Genomic DNA, 18,787 nt, shown 5'->3' on the forward strand with positions numbered 1-18,787 from the left:
CTTCTCGTGAGGGCGGTTGGCGTTCAGCGGATCGGCGTGGTCAGGACTGTCTCGTCGCTGTCGAGGACGAAGACGGCGAGCAGGCGTGCCGGCTCGGTGGCGCTCGCGTTGGCGCTGACAGGGTGACGGTCGCCGGGCATCTCCGTGAAGCTCTCACCGGCCCGGTAGACCCGCTCGGGCCCGTCGTTCACCCGGCTGCGGATCGCCCCTTCCAGCACCGTCGCGGTAATGAAGGCGCTCCCGGCATGCCTGTGCGCGGGCGAGGCACCGCCCGGCCCGTAGGTGACGAGTACGGCGCGCAGGCTCTTGCCCGGCACGTTGGGCAGGGCATGGTCGAAGACGAGGGCGGCCGTGGCGTCCCCGCCTGTCCCGGCGACCGCTCCCCCCTTCATCTCGTGGGCGGCAGCGCCCGTCAGCAGTGCCGCGAACGCGGCGGCACGCAGACACGATCGGATCATCGTCCCTCTCCATCGAAGCGGCGACGCGGAGGGCGGCAAGCCGGCCCGTTCCATCGTCCTGCCCCCATGACGAGGCGGAACGCTGCGCCGTGACATGGGACGCACGAATTTTTCCGGCGCGGCGGGCGGTTTCGTCGGAGCGCCGCCGCGCGCTATGAGTGGGTGAAGGGTTTCTCGAAGAAGGAGCGGGGGCGGTGGGGCAGGCGGCGCGTCCGGGCTTCGGCCGCACCCTTGGCTTGCGCTGGCCCGCCCGGCCGACCTTACGTCAGCTTCGCCTCGGCAGCGGCCTCGTGCTGTTTGCCTACGTGCTCACGCACCTGCTCTGCCACGCGCTGGGCAACATCTCGCTCGATGCGCTGGAGACCGGGCTCACGGTGAAGGTCGCGCTCTGGCGCACGCCGCCCGCGCTCCTGGTCCTCTACGGCGCGTTGCTCGTCCACCTCGTCCTCGGGCTCCAGGCCTTCTACGAGCGGCGCTTCTACCGGGTGCGGCCGGCCGAGACCGCGCAGCTCCTGCTCGGCCTTTCCGTCCCCCTGCTCCTCCTCAGTCACGTCGTCGGCACGCGTCTGGCCTGGAGCGTGGAAGAGCTCGATCGGGGCTATGCCCAGGTTCTCTATGCGACCTGGGTCGCCGCGCCGGGCCAGGGCCTGATGCAGGCGGTGGGCCTCGTCGTGGCGTGGCTGCACGGCTGCTTCGGCCTCTATTTCTGGCTCCGGCTCAAGCGCGGCTTTCCCCGCGCCGCGCCCTGGCTGCTCGCGGGCGCGGTGCTGGTGCCGGTGCTGGCCCTCCTCGGTGTCGTGCAGGGCGGGCGCAGCGTTGCAGCGCTCGCCGCCGATCCGGCGTGGCGGGCGCAGGAACTCGGGCCGAACCATCTCGGGCTGGCCGAGCAGACCGAACGGCTGGGCGCGATCCGGCGCGGGCTGTTCCTGGCCTATCTGGCGTTGCTCGCCCTCGTCCTGCTCGCGCGTGGCGCCCGCACCCTCGCCGAGACGCGGGGCGGCTTCGTGCGCATCGGCTATCCCGACGGACGCACCGTCCGCATACCGCGGGGCAGCAGCGTGCTGGAAGCGAGCCGGCGCGGCCGCATCCCGCATGCGAGCGTGTGCGGCGGGCGCGGGCGCTGCTCGACCTGCCGCATCCGGGTCGTCGATACGGAGCGCAGCCGCTCCCTGCCGGAGCCGGAACGGGCCGAGCGTCTCGTCCTCGACCGCATCGGCGCGAGCCCCGGCATCCGGCTCGCCTGCCAGCTCCGGCCCGATGGCGACCTCACGGTCGCGCCGCTATTCACGCCGCAGGCCCGCGCCGCCTCCGTGCGCGATCCGGAGCGGGCCGCGACCGGCGAGGAGCGGTTCGTCGTTGTGCTGTTCGCCGACCTGCGCGGCTCGACCCGGTTCGCGGAGGAACACCTGCCCTACGACACCGTCTTCGTCATCGGCCGATTCCTCGGAGCGGTCGGCCGTGCGGTGCGCGAGGCCGGCGGAAGCGTGAACCAGCATCTCGGCGACGGGCTGATGGCGATCTTCGGCCTCGATCGCGATCCCAAGCACGCGGCCCGCGACGCCCTGAAGGCGGTCGACGGCATCGCGCGCCATGTGGAGCAGCTCAACCGCATGCTCGCCGCCGATCTCGGCGAGCGCCTGCGCTACGGCGTCGGCCTGCATGCGGGCATGGCCATCGTCGGCGAGTTTGGGGACGAGACCGAATCCCGCTTCACGGTGCTCGGCGACACGGTCAACGTCGCCGCCCGGCTCGAAGGGCTGACCGGGCCGATGCGGCAGGTCGCGATCGTCTCGGAGGCCGTCTACGAGGCTGCCGGACTCACCCCCGGCGCGCTTCAGGAGCTGACGCTGACGGGGCGCGCCCAGCCGCTCCGGGCGCGCCTGATCGTTGCCGACGCGTCGGCCGCGCTTCAGGACGGCTGATCGGCCTTCTACGCGCGCAGGAAAGCCAAGAGGTCCTCGGTCAGCCGGTCCTTGTGGGTGAACGGAATGGCGTGCGGCGCGCCCGCGTAGACTTCGAGACGGGCGCCGGGAATGGCCTGCGCCGCGGCCTTACCGCTGATGTCGAAGGGCACGGTCTGGTCGGCGTCGCCGTGGATCACCAAGGTCGGCACCCGGAACGCCGCCATGTCGGCCCGGAAATCCGTCCCGCCGAAGGCACGCACGCAATCGACCGTCGCCTTGGGCGAGGCCCGCATCGCCAGCATCCCGGTCCAGGCCATCAGCTCCGATGAAGCCGGAGAGGAAAGCAGGCCGGCGCCGAAGAAGCTCTTGACGAAGTTCGACCAGAAATGCGGCCGGTCGCGCTCGATCCCCTCGATCATCCCTTCGAACACGCTGACATCGACGCCCTCGGGATGATCGGGCGTCCTGGCGAGCATCGGCGTCACCGCGGAGACGAGCACCGCGCGCGCCACCCGTGCGCCGCCATGGCGCGAGAGGTAGCGGGCGATCTCGCCGCCGCCCATGGAGAAGCCGACGAGGGTCACGTCCTGAAGGTCGAGGCTGTCGAGCACGGCCTTCAGGTCGTCGGCGAAGGTATCGTAGTCGTAGCCGCTCCAGGGCTGGTCCGAGCGACCGAACCCGCGCCGGTCGTAGGCGATGGTGCGAAAGCCCGCGCCTGTCAGGGCCGGCTGCTGATATTCCCACATGTCGGCATCGAGCGGCCAACCGTGAATCAGCACGACCGGAGGGCCGCTGCCCCAATCCTTGTAGAAGAGGCGCGTCGCGTCCCTGGTCTCGATGAAGGGCATGCCGGGCTCCTTGAGCGGAGCGCGCCGATGCGCGCCCCATGGGTCCGTCGGGTCGCAGCGGGCCGGCTCAGCGGGCCGGAGCGGTCGTGGTCGAGCCGGTGGCGTCGGAGGCGGTCGGCTTGATCGCCCACAGCTCCGTCGGCAGGCTGATCGGCGCGCCGGGCTTGTAATCGGCCGAATCCTGGATGTGCGAGGTGGTGACGTAGATCGTCCCGTCCGGGCCCTCGCCCAAGGTGTCCGGCCAGCGCAGGCTTGGGTCCTGCACCAACGTCGTCAAGCCGTCCTTGCCGTCGGCGAGGTCGCGCACCTTCACCGCGTTGTCCTGGGGCGAGGTCACGTACATCCGCCCGTCGCGGCGGGCGATCAGCAGACCGTCGGCGACGCCGTTCTCGCCGACCTTCGCGATCTTTCCGGCAAGGCTCTTGTCGGTAAGCGTGTCGGGCACGACCGAGGCGGCGGCCCAGCCGGTGAGTGCGTCGGTCGGCAGGCTGTAGAGCGTCTTGCCCTTGATCGCCTGCCAGTAGAGCGTCTTGCCGTCGTTCGAGAGCGCGATGCCGTCGGCGGCGAATTCCACGCCGCGCCCGTCGGGCCGGCGCAGCGGCTTGCCGTCGTAGCTCACGGTCACCGACTTGTCGGGCATGGTCGCGGGATCGCCCGACAGGATGCGCTTGGCCGATCCGCTGTCGAGATCGACGACGATCAGCGCGCCCTCGGCCCCGGAATCGGTGAGATAGGCGGTCTTACCGTCCGGCGAGATCCGCACATCGTTGAGGTAGGAGGCTTGGAGCACCGTGGTGGTGTCGAAGGGGATAGTCTTGATGACCTTGTTGGTCTTCAGATCGATCCCGACGAGCTTCGGGCCGTCCTTGATCACATGCGCCATCGCGGGGGCGGCGGCGTCCACCACCCAGAGCCGATCCTGCCCGTCGGCGACGACGCTCTGCACGCAGACGAAATGGTCCTTCGGCGAGAATTCGTCGGCCCGCGCGTTGCGCCACGCATTCCACCGGTCGTCGGGGAAGGGGACGGGCTTGCCGTCCTTCAACTCTGCCACCGAGACCGGCGCATCCTCGCTCCAGCGCGGGAAGTTGACGAAGATGCGCCCGTCGCGGGCCACCGTGATGCCGGTGACCTGATGCTCGAAGCTGGCGACCTTGGTGAGCGCGGCTTTGCCCTCCTGCGCTCGGGCCGGGAGCGGGCTCGCCATCGTGCCCGTGAGGAGTGCTACGGCAAGGGCGGTCAGGGTTCTGGTCATGGTTCGGCAGCCTTGGGCGAAAGCATCGGTCGCAATTACCCGTCGGAACCCCGGCCCGGCCGGCCGGGGTCCTTCACGAAACCGTTGCCCCCGTCAGGCCGGCACCTCGGCGATCGAGCCCGGCTCCGCTTCCGGCACGCGGTTGCGCTCGTGGCGGAAGCGGGAGAGGGCCTGATAGGTCTTCAATCGTGCCCGCATCAGCGAACCGAGGGGACGGTGCGCCGCAAGACTGTGGGCAGGGCGGAAGGAGAGCACGTCGTCGGCATACTGACGCCGCGCCTCGCTGAACGCGTCCTGCGCCGGCAGAACGAGGCGGGCGACGGTGCGGTAGGGGCTCAGCGCCTCGTCCCAGCGCTTCGAGGCGTCCTCGACCGGCATGTCGTCGAGGTTCAGGCAGAGTTGGACGCGGATGTCGAACACCCCCTCGCGGCCTTCGAGATAGCTCAGCACCGCGTGGCGGAAGACGTTCCCGTCCTCGCTGCCGGTGTCGAGCCGCTCGTCGGCGAGCGCCGCCTGGGCCGGGGAGGCGGGAAAGGCCGCGAGCTTGGCAACGTGGTCGCCGTAGCGGAGCGCGGCCTGCGAGTAGTACGGCTCGGCCAGCGGATGGTGCGGCACGTGGCCGAAGAAGTCGAGGAGCGGCGAACTCTCGCCCTTCACGGATTTCACTACCCCGTCGAGCACCCGCGCGCCCTGTGAAACCGCCGCTTTCACCGCTTCCGGCGCGGAGGTGGCGGCCTCCAGCTGTTTCATGCTGGCTAAGAAACCCTTGGCATCGGGATTGGGAAAGACCGGCCCGGTGGCGAACACGAAGTCCTGGGTCGGCGCATCGTGGCCGGGCAGCTTGTCGCCCTCGACGCCGAGCACCTTGATCGCCATGCCGCGGTGGGTCGAGACGCGGTCCTTCAGGAGTTCGCCGGCCCCTTGCGCGAAGCGCACGATGACGGAATGCGTGCCGGCCTTCGCGAACAGGCCCTGCGCCAATTCGGGCGGTAGGTTCGGGAGAATTTCCAGCTCGCCAACGGCAACGCCGCTGATCTTGGCGTGCGACGCCCGCACCGCGTGCCCGTAGCGCTCGGCGGTGATCTCGCTCTCGTGGGTCATCGAGGCGATGATCCGATCGATGGTCTCATTCTCGTCGGGGCTCGGCGTCTCGATACCGTCGTGGTAGCGAATCGGTGCTGCACTCATGGAATTTCTCGCGTCCCAGCAGATTTGAGAGGGCGAACCGGGGTAACGCGTGAAAGTTCGGACCGAACCCCGGCCTGCAACTTCTCATCGCGCATCTTTGATGAACCGGGCAACGAAGCGAATTCCGACCTGATGTTCGCTGGAACGGTTCAGGTTCGCTCGCCGTTACAGGCGAAGATTTATCCCAACCGGAGGATTGTCATGCGCAAATCCCTTCTCGCCGCCGCCTTCCTGACGCTCGCCGGGGCCTCGGGCGCCATGGCCCAGACCACCGTGATCGAGCGCGACGCGCCGGATCGGGTCGTGGTGGATCGCTCGCCCAGCAGCGCCTCGACCACCGTCGAGCGGCGCGAGCATTCGGACGGCTGCTCCAGCAAGACGGTGACGAAGGAAAACGACATGGGCGACCGTAAGACGGTCACCAAGGAGAACTGCGACTAAGTTCTTGGGTCTCGATTCCAGAATATGAAAGAGCCCGCCGCGGGGGACCGCGGCGGGCTCTTTCTTTGCGGAGGCGTGTCGGCTCAGGCGTGCGCGAGCACGGCGAGCAGAAGCAGCGCGATGATGTTGGTGATCTTGATCGCCGGGTTCACGGCGGGGCCCGCCGTGTCCTTGTAGGGGTCGCCGACGGTGTCGCCGGTCACGGCCGCCTTGTGCGCGTCCGAACCCTTGCCGCCGTGGTGGCCGTCCTCGATGTACTTCTTGGCGTTGTCCCAGGCGCCGCCGCCCGAGGTCATCGAGATCGCGACGTAGAGGCCGGTCAGGATCACGCCGAGCAGCGAGGCGCCGACCGTGGCGAAAGCCTGCGACTTGCCCGCGATCGCCTGGATCACGAAGAAGATCACGATCGGCGACAGCACCGGCAGCAGCGAGGGGATGATCATTTCCTTGATCGCCGCCCGGGTCAGCATGTCCACCGCACGGCCGTAATCCGGCCGGTCGGTGCCCTGCATGATGCCGGGCTTTTCGCGGAACTGGCGGCGCACCTCCTCGACCACCGCGCCCGCCGCGCGGCCCACCGCCGTCATGGCGATGCCCGCGAACAGGAACGGGATCAGTCCGCCGAGCAGAAGGCCGACCACGACGTAGGGGTTGGAGAGGGAGAAATCGACGCTCACCCCTTGGAAGAAGCGGTACTGCGTCGGGCTGGCATTGGCGATGAAGTAGTTCAGGTCCGAGGTGTAGGCGGCGAACAGCACCAGGGCGCCGAGGCCGGCCGAGCCGATGGCGTAGCCCTTGGTGACGGCCTTGGTGGTGTTGCCGACCGCATCGAGCGCGTCGGTCGCCTTGCGCACATCCGGGGGCAGACCCGCCATCTCGGCGATGCCGCCCGCATTGTCGGTGACCGGGCCGAAGGCGTCGAGCGCGACGATGAAACCCGCGAGCGCCAGCATCGCCGTGACCGCGATGGCGATGCCGAACAGGCCGGCCAGCGCGTAGGTGGAGATGATGCCCGCCACGATGACAAGGGCCGGAAGCGCGGTCGATTCGAGCGAGATCGCGAGCCCCTGGATCACGTTGGTGCCGTGGCCGGTGACGGAGGCGGTGGCGATCGACTTCACCGGGCGGAAGTTCGTGCCGGTGTAGTACTCGGTGATGACGACGATCAGCGCGGTGATGATGAGGCCGAGCACGGCGCATCCGAACAGGGCCCCCGAGGAGAAGGTCAGGCCGGTATTCGTCGTGAAGGTGGTCGAGAACCCGCCGAACAGCGCGAGATTCACGCCGGCGATGGCCACGATCGAGAGCACACCCGCCGCGATCAGGCCCTTGTAGAGTGCGCCCATGATCGACTGGTTGGCACCGAGCTTGACCGCGTAGGTGCCGATGATCGAGGTGACGATGCAGGCCGCCCCGATGGCGAGCGGGTAGATCATCATCGCTTCGAGCACGGGCGCGTTGCCCGCAAAGAAGATCGCGGCCAGCACCATGGTGGCGACCACGGTCACCGCATAGGTCTCGAACAGGTCCGCGGCCATGCCGGCGCAGTCGCCGACGTTGTCGCCCACGTTGTCGGCGATGGTGGCGGGGTTGCGCGGATCATCCTCGGGAATGCCGGCTTCGACCTTGCCGACGAGATCGCCGCCGACATCGGCCCCCTTGGTGAAGATGCCGCCGCCCAGCCGCGCGAAGATCGAGATCAGCGAGGCGCCGAAGCCGAGCGCCACCAGCGCGTCGATGACTTCGCGGCTTCCCGGCGCCAACCCGGCGCCGCGGGTGAGGAACAGGTAGTAGAGGGCGACACCGAGTAGCGCGAGGCCCGCCACCAGCATGCCGGTGACCGCGCCGGACTTGAAGGCGACCTCCAGGCCGCCACCGAGCGACTGCGTGGCGGCCTGCGCCGTGCGGACGTTGGCACGGACCGAAACGTTCATGCCGATGAAGCCGGCCGCGCCCGAGAGCACCGCGCCGATCAGGAAGCCGATGGCGACCTTGATGCCGAGAAAGTAGGCCAGAAGAACGAAGAGGACGACACCAACGATACCGATCGTGGCGTATTGGCGCCTGAGATAAGCCTGCGCGCCTTCGGCGATGGCGCCTGCGATCTCCTGCATGCGCTGGGTGCCCGCATCGCGTCGCATTACGTCACGGATAGTCACGACACCGTAGGCAACGGCGCAGAGCCCGCCCACGATGATCAGCAAAAGTGCGGTCATGCGTGCGTCCTTGATTTTTGATTGTGGTTTGCCGAGCCCGGCCGGAATGGCCGTCGAACATTGCTGCGACGTTGCTCGGCTTCAGGCGCCCTCCCTTGAGAAGCTGAACTTAACTGCCAAACTTCGGCGTCCAGCGCAAATGCCTCGTGCCGTTGAGAACCTTTCGAGACGGCCAAGACGCAGGATAATGACAAGTTTCGTGTTATTGCAGTGCGATGGCTGCGGGGCAGACGTTCAGACGAGCTGCCTTCGATCCCCGTCTAGACGGTCTCGAGGCAGCCGGTTCTCCGCGTCGGCGCAGGAGATCGGAGGGCCGGGAGCGCCTCGGATCGCGCGCCGCCTCGGCTCAGCCCGTGAAGTCGTCGGCCTCGACGCTCCGTGCGGTCGATGGGCTACCTTTAGCCACTCGCCGACGCAGATCCCGGTTTTCGTCTTCGAGCCGCGCGCGGGCCTTTTCGCTGTCGCGCAGCGCCGACAGGACATGGTCGTTGAGCATCATCGTCCGCTGCCGATCCCCAACGGCCATCGACAACTGAATGATGGCGGCCTCTCGCTCGGCAACGAGGCGGTCACGGTCTTGCAGGAATCGGCGCATGGCCCGCACCGCCGTCCGGTTGCTGCTCTCGAGTATCGCCAAACGCTGATCGGCCACCGCCAGCCGGCGCTGCGTTTCGTGCAACAGCGCCTGGATCGCGTCGCAATCGGTTGCGGACGTCACGGCGATGCCTGCGGCCTCATCCTCAGTCGGAATCTGGGTGAGGAGGGCACGCCCCCGCTCCAGCAGGTCACGCAGCGGCATCGGAGCCTCCCACCAACGCACGCACCGGCAGCGATACGCCGGCATCACCCGCGTCCTCGCGGCGTGTGTCCGGCGTCGACGAACCGGCGAGCCGCCTCTCGAGACGACGGATCTGCACGGCATGGCCGCGATACTCCGCCGACGCGCGCAGCCATGCCAGAAGCGGCGCCCTCTCTCCAGGCGCGCGCGGCGTTTCGACGAGGGACAGAGGCTCCTCCAGACCGAGCCATTCGTGGCGGGCTGCGACCTCGATCCAGTTCGACGCGAGGGGAGCGTCATCTTCCATGAACAACACGCCGGACAGGAACAGCAACCGCTGTATCATCACGGTGGAAATCTCGACATGACAGTCGCCGACGATCTCCGGATAGACGCGCCCGCCGAAGCTACCGGTCGCGACCGTCTCACCGTCACTGCGATAGGAGCTGTGCGAGGCGAGGCAACCCAGAGCGGACATGCGTGCGACCTGACGCGCGATCTTCTCGGGAGCGAAGGCGTCCGGACTCATCAGCAACGCGACGTAGGCGCCGCGGGCCGCAGTGAGCCCAAGGCGAAGGCGCGTCGGAACCCGCTGCTCCGGCGTCGGCCGCAGCACCCGCTCACAGGCGCCGTCTCGGCCGAGCGCCATGAGAATCGAGGAGTCTCCGACCAGAATCATCTCGTCCGGAAGCCGGGTCTGGGCTTCCACGCTGTCGATCGTGCGACGTGCGGCCTCTAGATCACTCCCGACATCGATGACCACCGAGACCGAGGCCTCCGCGGCGCTCGCCTGGGCCATCCGGTCGGCGTGATCGGCAACTCGTCGGTTCGGACTTCGATAGCGCAGGAAACCGCCGGTCCGCCTCAGGAAGCGCTCCCGGCTTCCGGCCACCATCGCGGCCTCGACCTCGCTCGTCTCATCGAGCACGTCGCTCCAGAAGGCACTGTTCTCGGACAGCGCATCGCGGCGGTGGGAACCCTGATCCGGATGGAGCCGCGAACGCAGGAGGCAGTGCGGAACGTGGACGAAGTGGGCCTCGCGGGTCAGCCTCCACCACATCCGATAGTCCTGAGTGTAGGGATAGCGCGTGTCAAAGCCGCCGATGCGCAGAAGCAGGTCGCGGGCAGTCAGGATGGTGCAGCCGTTGATCAGGCCTTCGTAGAAGGCGAGGCGCGGGTTGCGTGCCAGCGCGGCGGGGTCGAGCCGCTGCTCGCCGGTGATGCGGCCCGCCGCATCGATCCACGACAGATCGGAGAACAGGCAGATGTCGTCACGGTTGAGCGTGTCCAGAATCCGTACCTGCCGCTCGGTCTTTCCAGGCTCGAACACGTCGTCGTGCGACAGCCAGGAGAACAGGCGACCGGAGGCGCAGGCGAGGGCGGTATTGAGCGCTGCCGCCACCCCGCTATTGGACTGGTGAAGAGTGCGGATATGGCTTCCGAAGGTGCGCGCGACGGCCAAGGTCTGTCCGTCATCGTCCGAGCCGTCATCGACGACGATGATCTCCGTCTCCGGGTGGCTCTGGCACAGTGCGCTCTCGATCGCCTCGCCGAGATAGTTCGCGCCGTTGTGGACGGGAATCGCGATGGTGACGCTGTGGTCGCCCAAACCTATCCCTCTTCCGTCGAGGCTGGCGCCCGGCGCGCCCGATCGAAGGTGCTGGTCAACTCGCCCCCGAGCTCGACCACCTCAAGGATCAAGCCCGGCACGTCGATCACGGCCCGCTCGTTGAAGCCGAAATCGGTAAAGCTCTCATAGGTCGGAATATGATACCTGCGCGGCGGGGCGCGGCCGGTGACGAGAAAGATGGCGTGGGAGCCGATGGGACGGACGAGGCAGGTGCCTTCGTTCAGTTCCGGTCCCATCGTGATCGAGGGGATATCCTCCCTGAAGATGAGTTCGTCCGGCCCCGCGAACAGGGCCTGGTAGACGGTCGGGCTCGCGACCCGGTGCCGCCGGCCTCCGAAAACCAGCCAGACATCCGGACTGTCGGGGGCCGCCAGGCGCAGGCCGTCGAGGTCGTCACGCAACGTGTACACGACGCACCTCGCAAAGCTTACAACACACCGACTGGATTGCCGCCACCCAAGCGCCGATGGAAGGTCGGATGCGCGCCTCGGCCCAACCGACCTGGCTGCTCTGATCGCAGCCTCGGGACCGGGTTCGGCCCAGCAGGACAGCGAGTCTCGCACTGGTTCGAAAGGCTGGTACGAGGCGCATGACCTGATCGGAGGATGTCGAAGAACGCTTCATTGCCGCCGGGATGGTGCCGGAGCGGCCTGCGGCGATCACGAGCGGGAGATAGCGGAGTCGTGCCGGCACCTCAAGTTCCACAGATTAATCTGAAGATTTTTCGAAAGCGCCACACTCGTCGGAAGCACACAGCTTAGATTAAAGCTAACGACTCAGCTATCGCCCTCGGAGACAGCAAAAATCACGTTTTTATCTACTTTACCAGTAAATACCTGCTTGAAACATTGTTATCACGCTCTGTTGATTATTAGATATTTTCCAAAAAACAATGACTTCGAGCAAGTACGGATACCGAACAGGCTTCAGACTGCCGGTCGGCCCTTCGTGTGCTAAGAGGGGGGGAGGGGGCAGAAGAGCAATCGCCGCCTATGAACGCGGGCCGCAAAGAGCACCGCCTTTGCCGCCACACGTCGATATTCGGATCTCAGCAACGACGCGGTCAATTCGATTTGATGCGTTCAGGGGTGTTTGATATCGAATTCGGACATCGTCAGTGGATGTCCAGCCCCATCTCGGACCGAAACGGTATCAAACTCGACGCGATAGGGTTCAGCGCGGAACGCTCTCAAGGCAGCTACCTCGAATGAGCGCCGCAACGACCCTGTCCGAACCGTGCGGCTGGGGGCCATTCAAGTTGCCCGAGCGCGGCTCTGAGCTTCGTGCGGAGAACCGCGCGCCCGGCTGCAACACCCGTCGAACGCCCCGAGGCCGGCGCCTCAGCGCAGCGGCGGAGCCCTGTAGGCGGGGGCCAGGACGTAGCCGTCCGAGGCACGGCGCGGGCCTTGCGGCGTCGCGAGGAGCACATTGCCGTAATAGTCGTTGCCGGTGAGGCCGAAACCGCCGCCGTTCATCACGGTCGGCACCGGCACGGCACCGATGGCGCGCAGATCCTGACCGTCGGTGCTGATCGGCGGCCCCCGGAAGCGGCCGCTCTCGGGATCGACCTCGTACACCGTCGGCCCGCGCGCATCGCCGTAGGGGCGATCCTGCAGGTTCTGGGCGGAAGCCCCCTGGGCAGCGAGCCCGATGAGGGAAGCGGCAAGGAGGAGGCGGGCACGGGCCACGGGTTGCTCCGTCGTCGGCGCGCTCTTCCGACCGAAGCGACGGCCGCTCCGACCCGTGAGAACGCATCAGGATAAGACATGAGCCGATCGGGATTGCAGCGCAATCGGGATCGGCTCGGACTGACGTCTCGAGGCTGCGATCAGACCCCGGAACGTGACAAGGAAACGTTGACGTGCGGAAGCCCGGCGCTCTCGGCTATCCGCAAACGTCGCTTCACCCCTTCGATTGCAGGACGGTGCGCGGTTCGCGCACCACGGGGCTGCAATCGGACTTGTAGGCGTTCAGCGGGAGCGGCGTCGAGCTGCAGGAATAGGCCTCCTCGGGCGAGGGGGCGGGCACGGGATCGCGCGCCACGATCGGATGAGGCGCGCAGGCTCCGACGGCAGCGCCGGCGAGCGCCAGGGCGGCGAAGAGCTTCAGGCGGCGCATGCGGAACCTCGAAACGCGTCCGTCCGCCGGGACGACCCGGCGGCAAAACCGGAGACAACCCTGCGGATGCGGACGCCCGCTGACAAGCTTCCCCCACCCGATGCCCGCCCGGACAGGGCCGATTGCGCGGGCCCTGTCGCCCCGCCGCAACAACGTCCGACGCGGTTTTTTCGCCCGCGCGGCGGCGGTCGCGTCCACCGAGCGAGCCGATCCCGCCCGTCGGTCGGGACCGGCGCCACGCGATACTAGAGCCTTGTCCTGGATACCGGATCCAGGACGAAGCTCCAGGCTCTTGTTTTCGCATCATCTTTTTTCCGAAAGCCGGCAACCACCTTTCGGGACGAGGCACTAGACCGCCTTTTGCAACGGCACGACGTTGTGGAGCGTGCGGTCGGCGTTGTCGAAGAAACGGCGGACGTTGCGGGCCGCCTGCCGGATGCGCTGCTCGTTCTCGACAAGCGCGATGCGGACATAATCGTCGCCGTGCTCGCCGAAACCGATCCCCGGCGCCACGGCGACATCCGACTTTTCCAGAAGCAGCTTGGAGAATTCCAGGCTGCCGAGCTCCCGGAATTTGTCCGGGATCGGCACCCAGGCGAACATCGAGGCTTCGGGCGTCGGCAGCTTCCAGCCGGCCTTGCCGAAGGACTCGACCAGGGCGTCGCGGCGCTTCTTGTAGGTCGCGCGCATCTCCTTGATGCAGTCGTCCGGTCCGTTGAGCGCGGCGGTGGCCGCCACCTGGATCGGCGTGAAGGCCCCGTAATCGAGGTAGGACTTCACCCGCGTCAGCGCCGCAAGCAGGCGCTCGTTGCCGACGGCGAAGCCCATGCGCCAGCCCGCCATCGAGAAGGTCTTCGACAGCGAGGTGAACTCCACGGTGCAGTCGATCGCGCCCGGCACCTGCAGCACGGAGGGCGGCGGGTTGTTGTCGTCGAAATAGACCTCGGCGTAGGCGAGATCCGAGAGCAGGATCAGCTCGTGCTTCTTCGCGAAGGCCACGAGATCCCGGTAGAAGTCGAGGCTCGCGACGTAGGCCGTCGGGTTCGAGGGGTAGCAGACGACGAGCGCCACCGGCTTCGGGATCGAGTGGGCGACCGCCTTCTCGAGCGCCGGGAACATCGCCGGGGTCGGCTCGGCGGGCACGGAGCGGATCACGCCACCCGCCATCAGGAACCCGAAGGCGTGGATCGGGTAGCTCGGGTTCGGCACCAGCACCACGTCGCCGGGCGCCGTGATCGCCTGGGCCATGTTGGCGAAGCCCTCCTTCGAGCCGAGCGTCGCCACCACCTGCGTGTCCGGGTTGAGGCTCACCCCGAAGCGGCGCTGGTAGTAGCCGGCCTGGGCGCGGCGCAGGCCGGCAATGCCCTTGGAGGCGGAGTAGCGGTCGGTGCGCGGCTTGCCGGCGGTCTCGACGAGCTTCTCGATGACGTGGCGCGGCGCGTCGAGATCGGGATTGCCCATCCCGAGATCGATGATGTCGGCGCCACGGGCTCGGGCGGCGGCCTTGATCCGGTTCACCTGCTCGAAGACGTAAGGCGGAAGGCGCTTGATGCGGTGGAAATCGGTCATGGCGTCGGTCTGTCCGGTGTCGCGGAACTGATCCTCCCGCGAGGATGCGTCGGCGGTGAGGAGCCTGCCTGTTTACCATCGTCGCGTTCGCGCGCCGACTTAAAAATCGCGATGCCCCGCCGGGATCGGGGCGGAACGCTCACTCCACCGGGTTGGGCGCGAGCCCCTGCGCGGCATTCTTGGCCGCTCCTTCCGCCGCGCGCCCCTTGGACTCGTTGCGGTTGCGCGCCCCTTCCAGCTCGGCCTGCAGGGCGCTCTGTCCGGCCGAATTGCGGGCGCGGACGGCGCGCCGGGGCGCCGATTCGCCCACCGGCATGTAGCTCGCATCGCTCTTGCGGGATTGCGCCACGAAATCGGGCGCCTCCACCGGCTTGATGCCGGAGCCCGCACCGACCATCGCCGCCTTCAGCGGATTCACGTCGCCGGAGCAGCCGCCGGTCGACGCCGCGGCGGCGAAAACCGGCAAGGCGATGGCGATGGCGCGGACGGTGCGGCGCACGATCATGACATTGGTCTGAAAATGGAGTCTGGGGCGGGCGACATCTGCTGGGTGGAGCGTTAATTTGTCGGAAACGAGGCTCGGGCCGTCCCACGGGGCGGGATGCGGGCAGACCTTGGGAGGACGTGTCGCGTGGCCACGGAGCGGACGAACCCGGCAGCGCCGGATTTCGAGACCATCGCGCGCAACGCGAATCAGCTGGCGGAGGTGTTCCGGCAATCGGCCGCCGCCTCGCTGAAGCCGTTCGAGCAGGCGGGCCAGGGAGCCTTGTTGCCGGGCGCGAAGCTCCAGGGCGCCGACGAGATCGACGAGATGACCCGCACCCTCACGCGGGTCGCGGAGACGTGGCTGAAGGATCCCGAGAAGGCGCTCCAGGCCCAGACCAAGCTCGGCCAGTCCTTCGCCGCGCTCTGGGCCTCGACCCTGACCCGGATGCAGGGCGCCGTCACCGAGCCGATCGTCCAGCCCCCGCCCACCGACAAGCGCTTCACCCATGCCGATTGGAGCGCGAACCCGGTCTTCGACCTGATCAAGCAGAGTTACCTGATCCTCGGCCGCTGGGCCGAGGAGATGGTGGAGACGGCCGAAGGGATCGACGAGCACACCCGCCACAAGGCGGAGTTCTACCTGCGCCAGCTCCTCTCGGCCTACTCACCCTCGAACTTCGTGATGACGAACCCCGAGCTCCTGCGCCAGACGCTGGAGGAGGGGGGCGCCAACCTGATGCGCGGCATGAAGATGCTGCAGGAGGATCTGGAAGCCGGCGGCGGTCAACTCCGGGTGCGGCAGACGGACCTGTCCGCCTTCACCTTCGGCAAGGATGTGGCGGTGACCCCCGGCGAGGTCATCTTCCGCAACGATCTGATGGAGTTGATCCAGTACGCGCCCATGACCGAGACGGTGCTGAAGCGGCCGCTGCTGATCGTGCCGCCCTGGATCAACAAGTTCTACATCCTCGATCTCAACCCGAAGAAAAGTCTCATCGGCTGGATGGTCTCCCAGGGGCTCACGGTGTTCGTGATCTCCTGGGTGAACCCGGACGAGCGCCACCGCGACAAGGACTTCGAGTCCTACATGCGCGAGGGCATCGAGAGCGCCATCGACATGATCGGCGTGGCGACCGGCGAGACCGATGTCGCGGCGGCGGGCTACTGCGTCGGCGGCACGCTGCTGGCCGTCACGCTGGCCTACCAGGCGGCGACCGGCAACCGCCGGATCAAGAGCGCGACCTTCCTCACCACGCAGGTCGATTTCACCCATGCGGGCGATCTCAAGGTGTTCGCCGACGAGGGGCAGATCAAGGCGATCGAGGAGCGGATGGCCGAGAACGGCTATCTCGAAGGCGCGCGCATGGCCAACGCCTTCAACATGCTCAGGCCCAACGACCTGATCTGGTCCTACGTCGTCAACAACTACGTGCGCGGCAAGGCGCCGGCCGCCTTCGACCTGCTCTACTGGAACGCGGACGCCACGCGGATGCCCGCGGCCAACCACTCGTTCTACCTGCGCAACTGCTACCTCAACAACACGCTCGCCAAGGGGCAGATGGTGCTCGGCAACGTGCGCCTCGACCTCAAGAAGGTGAAGGTCCCGGTCTTCAACCTCGCCACCCGGGAGGACCACATCGCCCCGGCGCTCTCGGTCTTCGAAGGGTCGGCCAAGTTCGGCGGCAAGGTCGATTACGTGCTGGCGGGCTCGGGCCACATCGCCGGCGTCGTCGCCCCGCCGGGCCCCAAAGCCAAATACGGCTTTCGCACCGGAGGCCCGGCCCGAGGCCGGTTCGAGGATTGGGTCGAGGCGGCGACAGAGCATCCCGGCTCGTGGTGGCCCTACTGGTTCAAGTGGCTCGAGGAGCAGGCGCCCGAGCGCGTGCCCGCCCGCATTCCCGGAACGGGGGCCCTGCCTTCCCTGGCGCCGGCACCGGGCACCTATGTCCGCATGAAGGCGTGAGGGATCGACAGGAACCGTGCCCGCATGGCATCGCGGTTGCGGACACGGGACCGTGATTTGCCTTATCTGATCCTGGGGCCGGCTCCTGCCCCAGGAGGATAGAAGCGCGTTGCAGCACGCCACCGAACTCATTTCGATCATCGCGCTGGGGCTGGTCTGCGCGTTCCTCGGCGGCATGCTGGCCCAGCGGATGCGGCTTCCCCCGCTCGTCGGCTACCTCGTCGCCGGCATCGCCATCGGCCCGTTCACCCCAGGTTTCGTCGGGAATCCGGCGCTGGCGAGCCAGCTCGCCGAACTCGGCGTCATCCTGCTGATGTTCGGCGTAGGACTTCACTTCTCCATCGGTGACCTGCTCGCGGTCCGCACCATCGCTCTACCCGGCGCGATCGTGCAGATCACGGTGGCGACGGCCATGGGGGCGGGTCTCGCCTGGGGCTTCGGCTGGGGGCCCGGGGCGGGCCTCGTCTTCGGACTGGCGCTCTCGGTGGCGAGCACCGTCGTGCTGCTGCGGGCGCTCGAAGGGCAGGGGCTTCTCGATTCGGACAAGGGCCGCATCGCCGTCGGCTGGCTGATCGTCGAGGATCTCGCCATGGTGGTGGCCCTGGTGCTGCTGCCGGCGCTGGCGCCCTCACTCGGCGGCGAGGCGATGCAGGCCGCCGGCCATCACGGCCCGCCGGAGCACGGCCTGTGGGTGACGCTCGGGCTGACGCTCGCCAAGGTCGGCGTGTTCATCGCCGTGATGCTGGTCGGCGGGCGGCGCCTCATTCCCTACCTGCTCGGGCTGGCCGCCCGCACCGGCTCGCGGGAGCTGTTCACCCTGGCGGTGCTGGCGAGCGCCGTCGGCATCGCCTACGCCTCCTCCGAGCTGTTCGGGGTGTCGTTCGCGCTCGGCGCCTTCTTCGCCGGGATGGTGCTCGCCGAATCCGATCTCAGCCATCAGGCAGCGGCCGATTCCCTGCCGTTGCAGGACGCTTTCGCGGTGCTGTTCTTCGTCTCGGTCGGCATGCTGTTCGATCCGGGGATCGTCCTGCGCGAGCCGCTCGCGATCCTCGGCGTCGTCGGTGTCATCGTGTTCGGCAAGTCGCTCGCGGCCATCGCCATCGTGCTCGCCTTCGGCCATCCCGTCGGCACCGCGCTCACCATCGCCGCGAGCCTCGCGCAGATCGGCGAGTTCTCGTTCATCCTGGCCGGTCTCGGCATCTCCCTGAAGCTGCTGCCGGAGGAGGGGCGCGACCTGATCCTCGGCGGCGCGCTGCTGTCGATCACCCTCAACCCGCTGTTCTTCGCCCTCGCCGCCCGGGTGTCGCGCTGGCTCGGCGAGCGGCCGGAGCTGCGCCGCCGCCTGGAACGCCGCGCCGCCGGCCCACTGCCGGTGAACGCGGCCGCGCCCGGCATGAGCGGCCACGCGGTGATCATCGGCTACGGCCGTGTCGGCGGCGCCATCGGCAAGGCGTTGCAGGATTGGAACCTGCCCTTTGTGGTGGTGGAGCGTGACCGGCGCCGGGTCGAGGACTTGCGCGCCCAGGGCGTGCCGGCGGTGTTCGGGGACGCCACCGCGCCCGGAATCCTGGAGGCCGCCGATATCGGCTCCGCCCGCCTCGTCGTCGTCGCGACGCCCGACCCGCATCAGGCGCGGCGGCTGCTCACCAAGGCACGGGCGACCAATCCGGGCATCGACAGCGTGGTGCGGACCCATAGCGACAGCGAGCGCCGCCGGCTGGAGGAGGACGGTGTCGGCCTCGTTCTCATGGCCGAGCGGGAACTCGCGCTCGGCATGATGACCTACGCCCTGCGCAGCCTCGGCGTGCGCGAGGGCGAGGCGCGGCTGTTCGTGGATTCGAGCCGCTCGGAGAGCCAGGGCACGCCGATCGCCGAACCGGAGCAGCCCGCCCCCGAACTGCGCCAGCGCCGGGACGAGCCGGAATAGGGAACT

Annotated in this window: 16 protein-coding genes; 4 read left to right on the forward strand and 12 right to left on the reverse strand. The window is 68.0% G+C overall.

Going from position 1 to position 18,787, the window contains the following annotated elements:
* Positions 1–23 precede the first annotated feature (23 nt).
* The gene (locus Y590_RS14475; protein WP_060770468.1) at positions 24–458 is read right to left on the reverse strand and encodes a cupin domain-containing protein; all 435 of its coding nucleotides are present in this window, start codon (positions 456–458) and stop codon (positions 24–26) included.
* A gap of 194 nt (positions 459–652) precedes the next feature.
* On the opposite strand from Y590_RS14475, the gene Y590_RS14480 reads away from it, so the two are divergent.
* Complete coding sequence (locus Y590_RS14480; protein ID WP_060770469.1) at positions 653–2,380, forward strand: adenylate/guanylate cyclase domain-containing protein; 1,728 nt, start codon at positions 653–655, stop codon at positions 2,378–2,380.
* Between the two features lie 8 nt (positions 2,381–2,388).
* Here Y590_RS14480 and Y590_RS14485 read toward each other — a convergent pair whose 3' ends face one another.
* The 3 genes from Y590_RS14485 to Y590_RS14495 form a co-directional block, all read right to left on the reverse strand.
* The gene (locus tag Y590_RS14485) at positions 2,389–3,210 is read right to left on the reverse strand and encodes an alpha/beta fold hydrolase (protein ID WP_060770470.1); all 822 of its coding nucleotides are present in this window, start codon (positions 3,208–3,210) and stop codon (positions 2,389–2,391) included.
* A 67-nt stretch (positions 3,211–3,277) separates the two neighbouring features.
* Entirely contained in the window at positions 3,278–4,465 is a 1,188-nt protein-coding gene (locus Y590_RS14490; RefSeq protein ID WP_060770471.1) for an L-dopachrome tautomerase-related protein, read from the reverse strand.
* Positions 4,466–4,558: 93 nt separating this feature from the next.
* Positions 4,559–5,653 (reverse strand): catalase family protein, encoded by a 1,095-nt coding sequence (locus tag Y590_RS14495; RefSeq protein ID WP_060770472.1) that lies wholly within the window; start codon positions 5,651–5,653, stop codon positions 4,559–4,561.
* Between the two features lie 201 nt (positions 5,654–5,854).
* Between Y590_RS14495 and Y590_RS14500 the strand changes: the two genes are divergently transcribed.
* Complete coding sequence (locus tag Y590_RS14500) at positions 5,855–6,094, forward strand: hypothetical protein (protein WP_060770473.1); 240 nt, start codon at positions 5,855–5,857, stop codon at positions 6,092–6,094.
* An 83-nt stretch (positions 6,095–6,177) separates the two neighbouring features.
* Here the strand turns inward: Y590_RS14500 and Y590_RS14505 are convergent, their stop codons facing one another.
* The 8 genes from Y590_RS14505 to Y590_RS14540 form a co-directional block, all read right to left on the reverse strand.
* Positions 6,178–8,310 (reverse strand): sodium-translocating pyrophosphatase, encoded by a 2,133-nt coding sequence (locus Y590_RS14505; protein ID WP_060770474.1) that lies wholly within the window; start codon positions 8,308–8,310, stop codon positions 6,178–6,180.
* 346 nt (positions 8,311–8,656) lie between these two features.
* Positions 8,657–9,109, reverse strand: a complete 453-nt coding sequence (locus Y590_RS14510; RefSeq protein WP_060770475.1) for a hypothetical protein — start codon at positions 9,107–9,109, stop codon at positions 8,657–8,659.
* Positions 9,096–10,697, reverse strand: coding sequence for a glycosyltransferase family 2 protein (locus tag Y590_RS14515; protein ID WP_060770476.1), 1,602 nt, complete (start codon positions 10,695–10,697; stop codon positions 9,096–9,098). Before Y590_RS14515 ends, Y590_RS14510 begins: the two co-directional genes overlap by 14 nt.
* Positions 10,698–10,699: 2 nt before the next feature.
* Entirely contained in the window at positions 10,700–11,128 is a 429-nt protein-coding gene (locus tag Y590_RS14520) for a hypothetical protein (protein WP_060770477.1), read from the reverse strand.
* Between the two features lie 930 nt (positions 11,129–12,058).
* The gene (locus Y590_RS14525) at positions 12,059–12,406 is read right to left on the reverse strand and encodes a hypothetical protein (RefSeq protein ID WP_060770478.1); all 348 of its coding nucleotides are present in this window, start codon (positions 12,404–12,406) and stop codon (positions 12,059–12,061) included.
* Positions 12,407–12,620: 214 nt separating this feature from the next.
* Complete coding sequence (locus Y590_RS14530) at positions 12,621–12,836, reverse strand: hypothetical protein (protein WP_060770479.1); 216 nt, start codon at positions 12,834–12,836, stop codon at positions 12,621–12,623.
* 348 nt (positions 12,837–13,184) lie between these two features.
* Entirely contained in the window at positions 13,185–14,405 is a 1,221-nt protein-coding gene (locus tag Y590_RS14535; protein WP_060770480.1) for an LL-diaminopimelate aminotransferase, read from the reverse strand.
* Between the two features lie 139 nt (positions 14,406–14,544).
* Complete coding sequence (locus tag Y590_RS14540; RefSeq protein WP_060770481.1) at positions 14,545–14,910, reverse strand: hypothetical protein; 366 nt, start codon at positions 14,908–14,910, stop codon at positions 14,545–14,547.
* Between the two features lie 126 nt (positions 14,911–15,036).
* On the opposite strand from Y590_RS14540, the gene Y590_RS14545 reads away from it, so the two are divergent.
* Both Y590_RS14545 and Y590_RS14550 read left to right on the forward strand, forming a co-directional pair.
* Positions 15,037–16,854 (forward strand): PHA/PHB synthase family protein, encoded by a 1,818-nt coding sequence (locus tag Y590_RS14545; RefSeq protein ID WP_060770482.1) that lies wholly within the window; start codon positions 15,037–15,039, stop codon positions 16,852–16,854.
* Positions 16,855–16,963: 109 nt separating this feature from the next.
* Entirely contained in the window at positions 16,964–18,781 is a 1,818-nt protein-coding gene (locus Y590_RS14550) for a cation:proton antiporter domain-containing protein (RefSeq protein ID WP_060770483.1), read from the forward strand.
* The last annotated feature ends 6 nt before the right edge of the window (positions 18,782–18,787 follow it).

It is taken from the genome of Methylobacterium sp. AMS5 (assembly GCF_001542815.1).
In the GTDB taxonomy this organism is placed as follows: Bacteria; Pseudomonadota; Alphaproteobacteria; order Rhizobiales; family Beijerinckiaceae; genus Methylobacterium.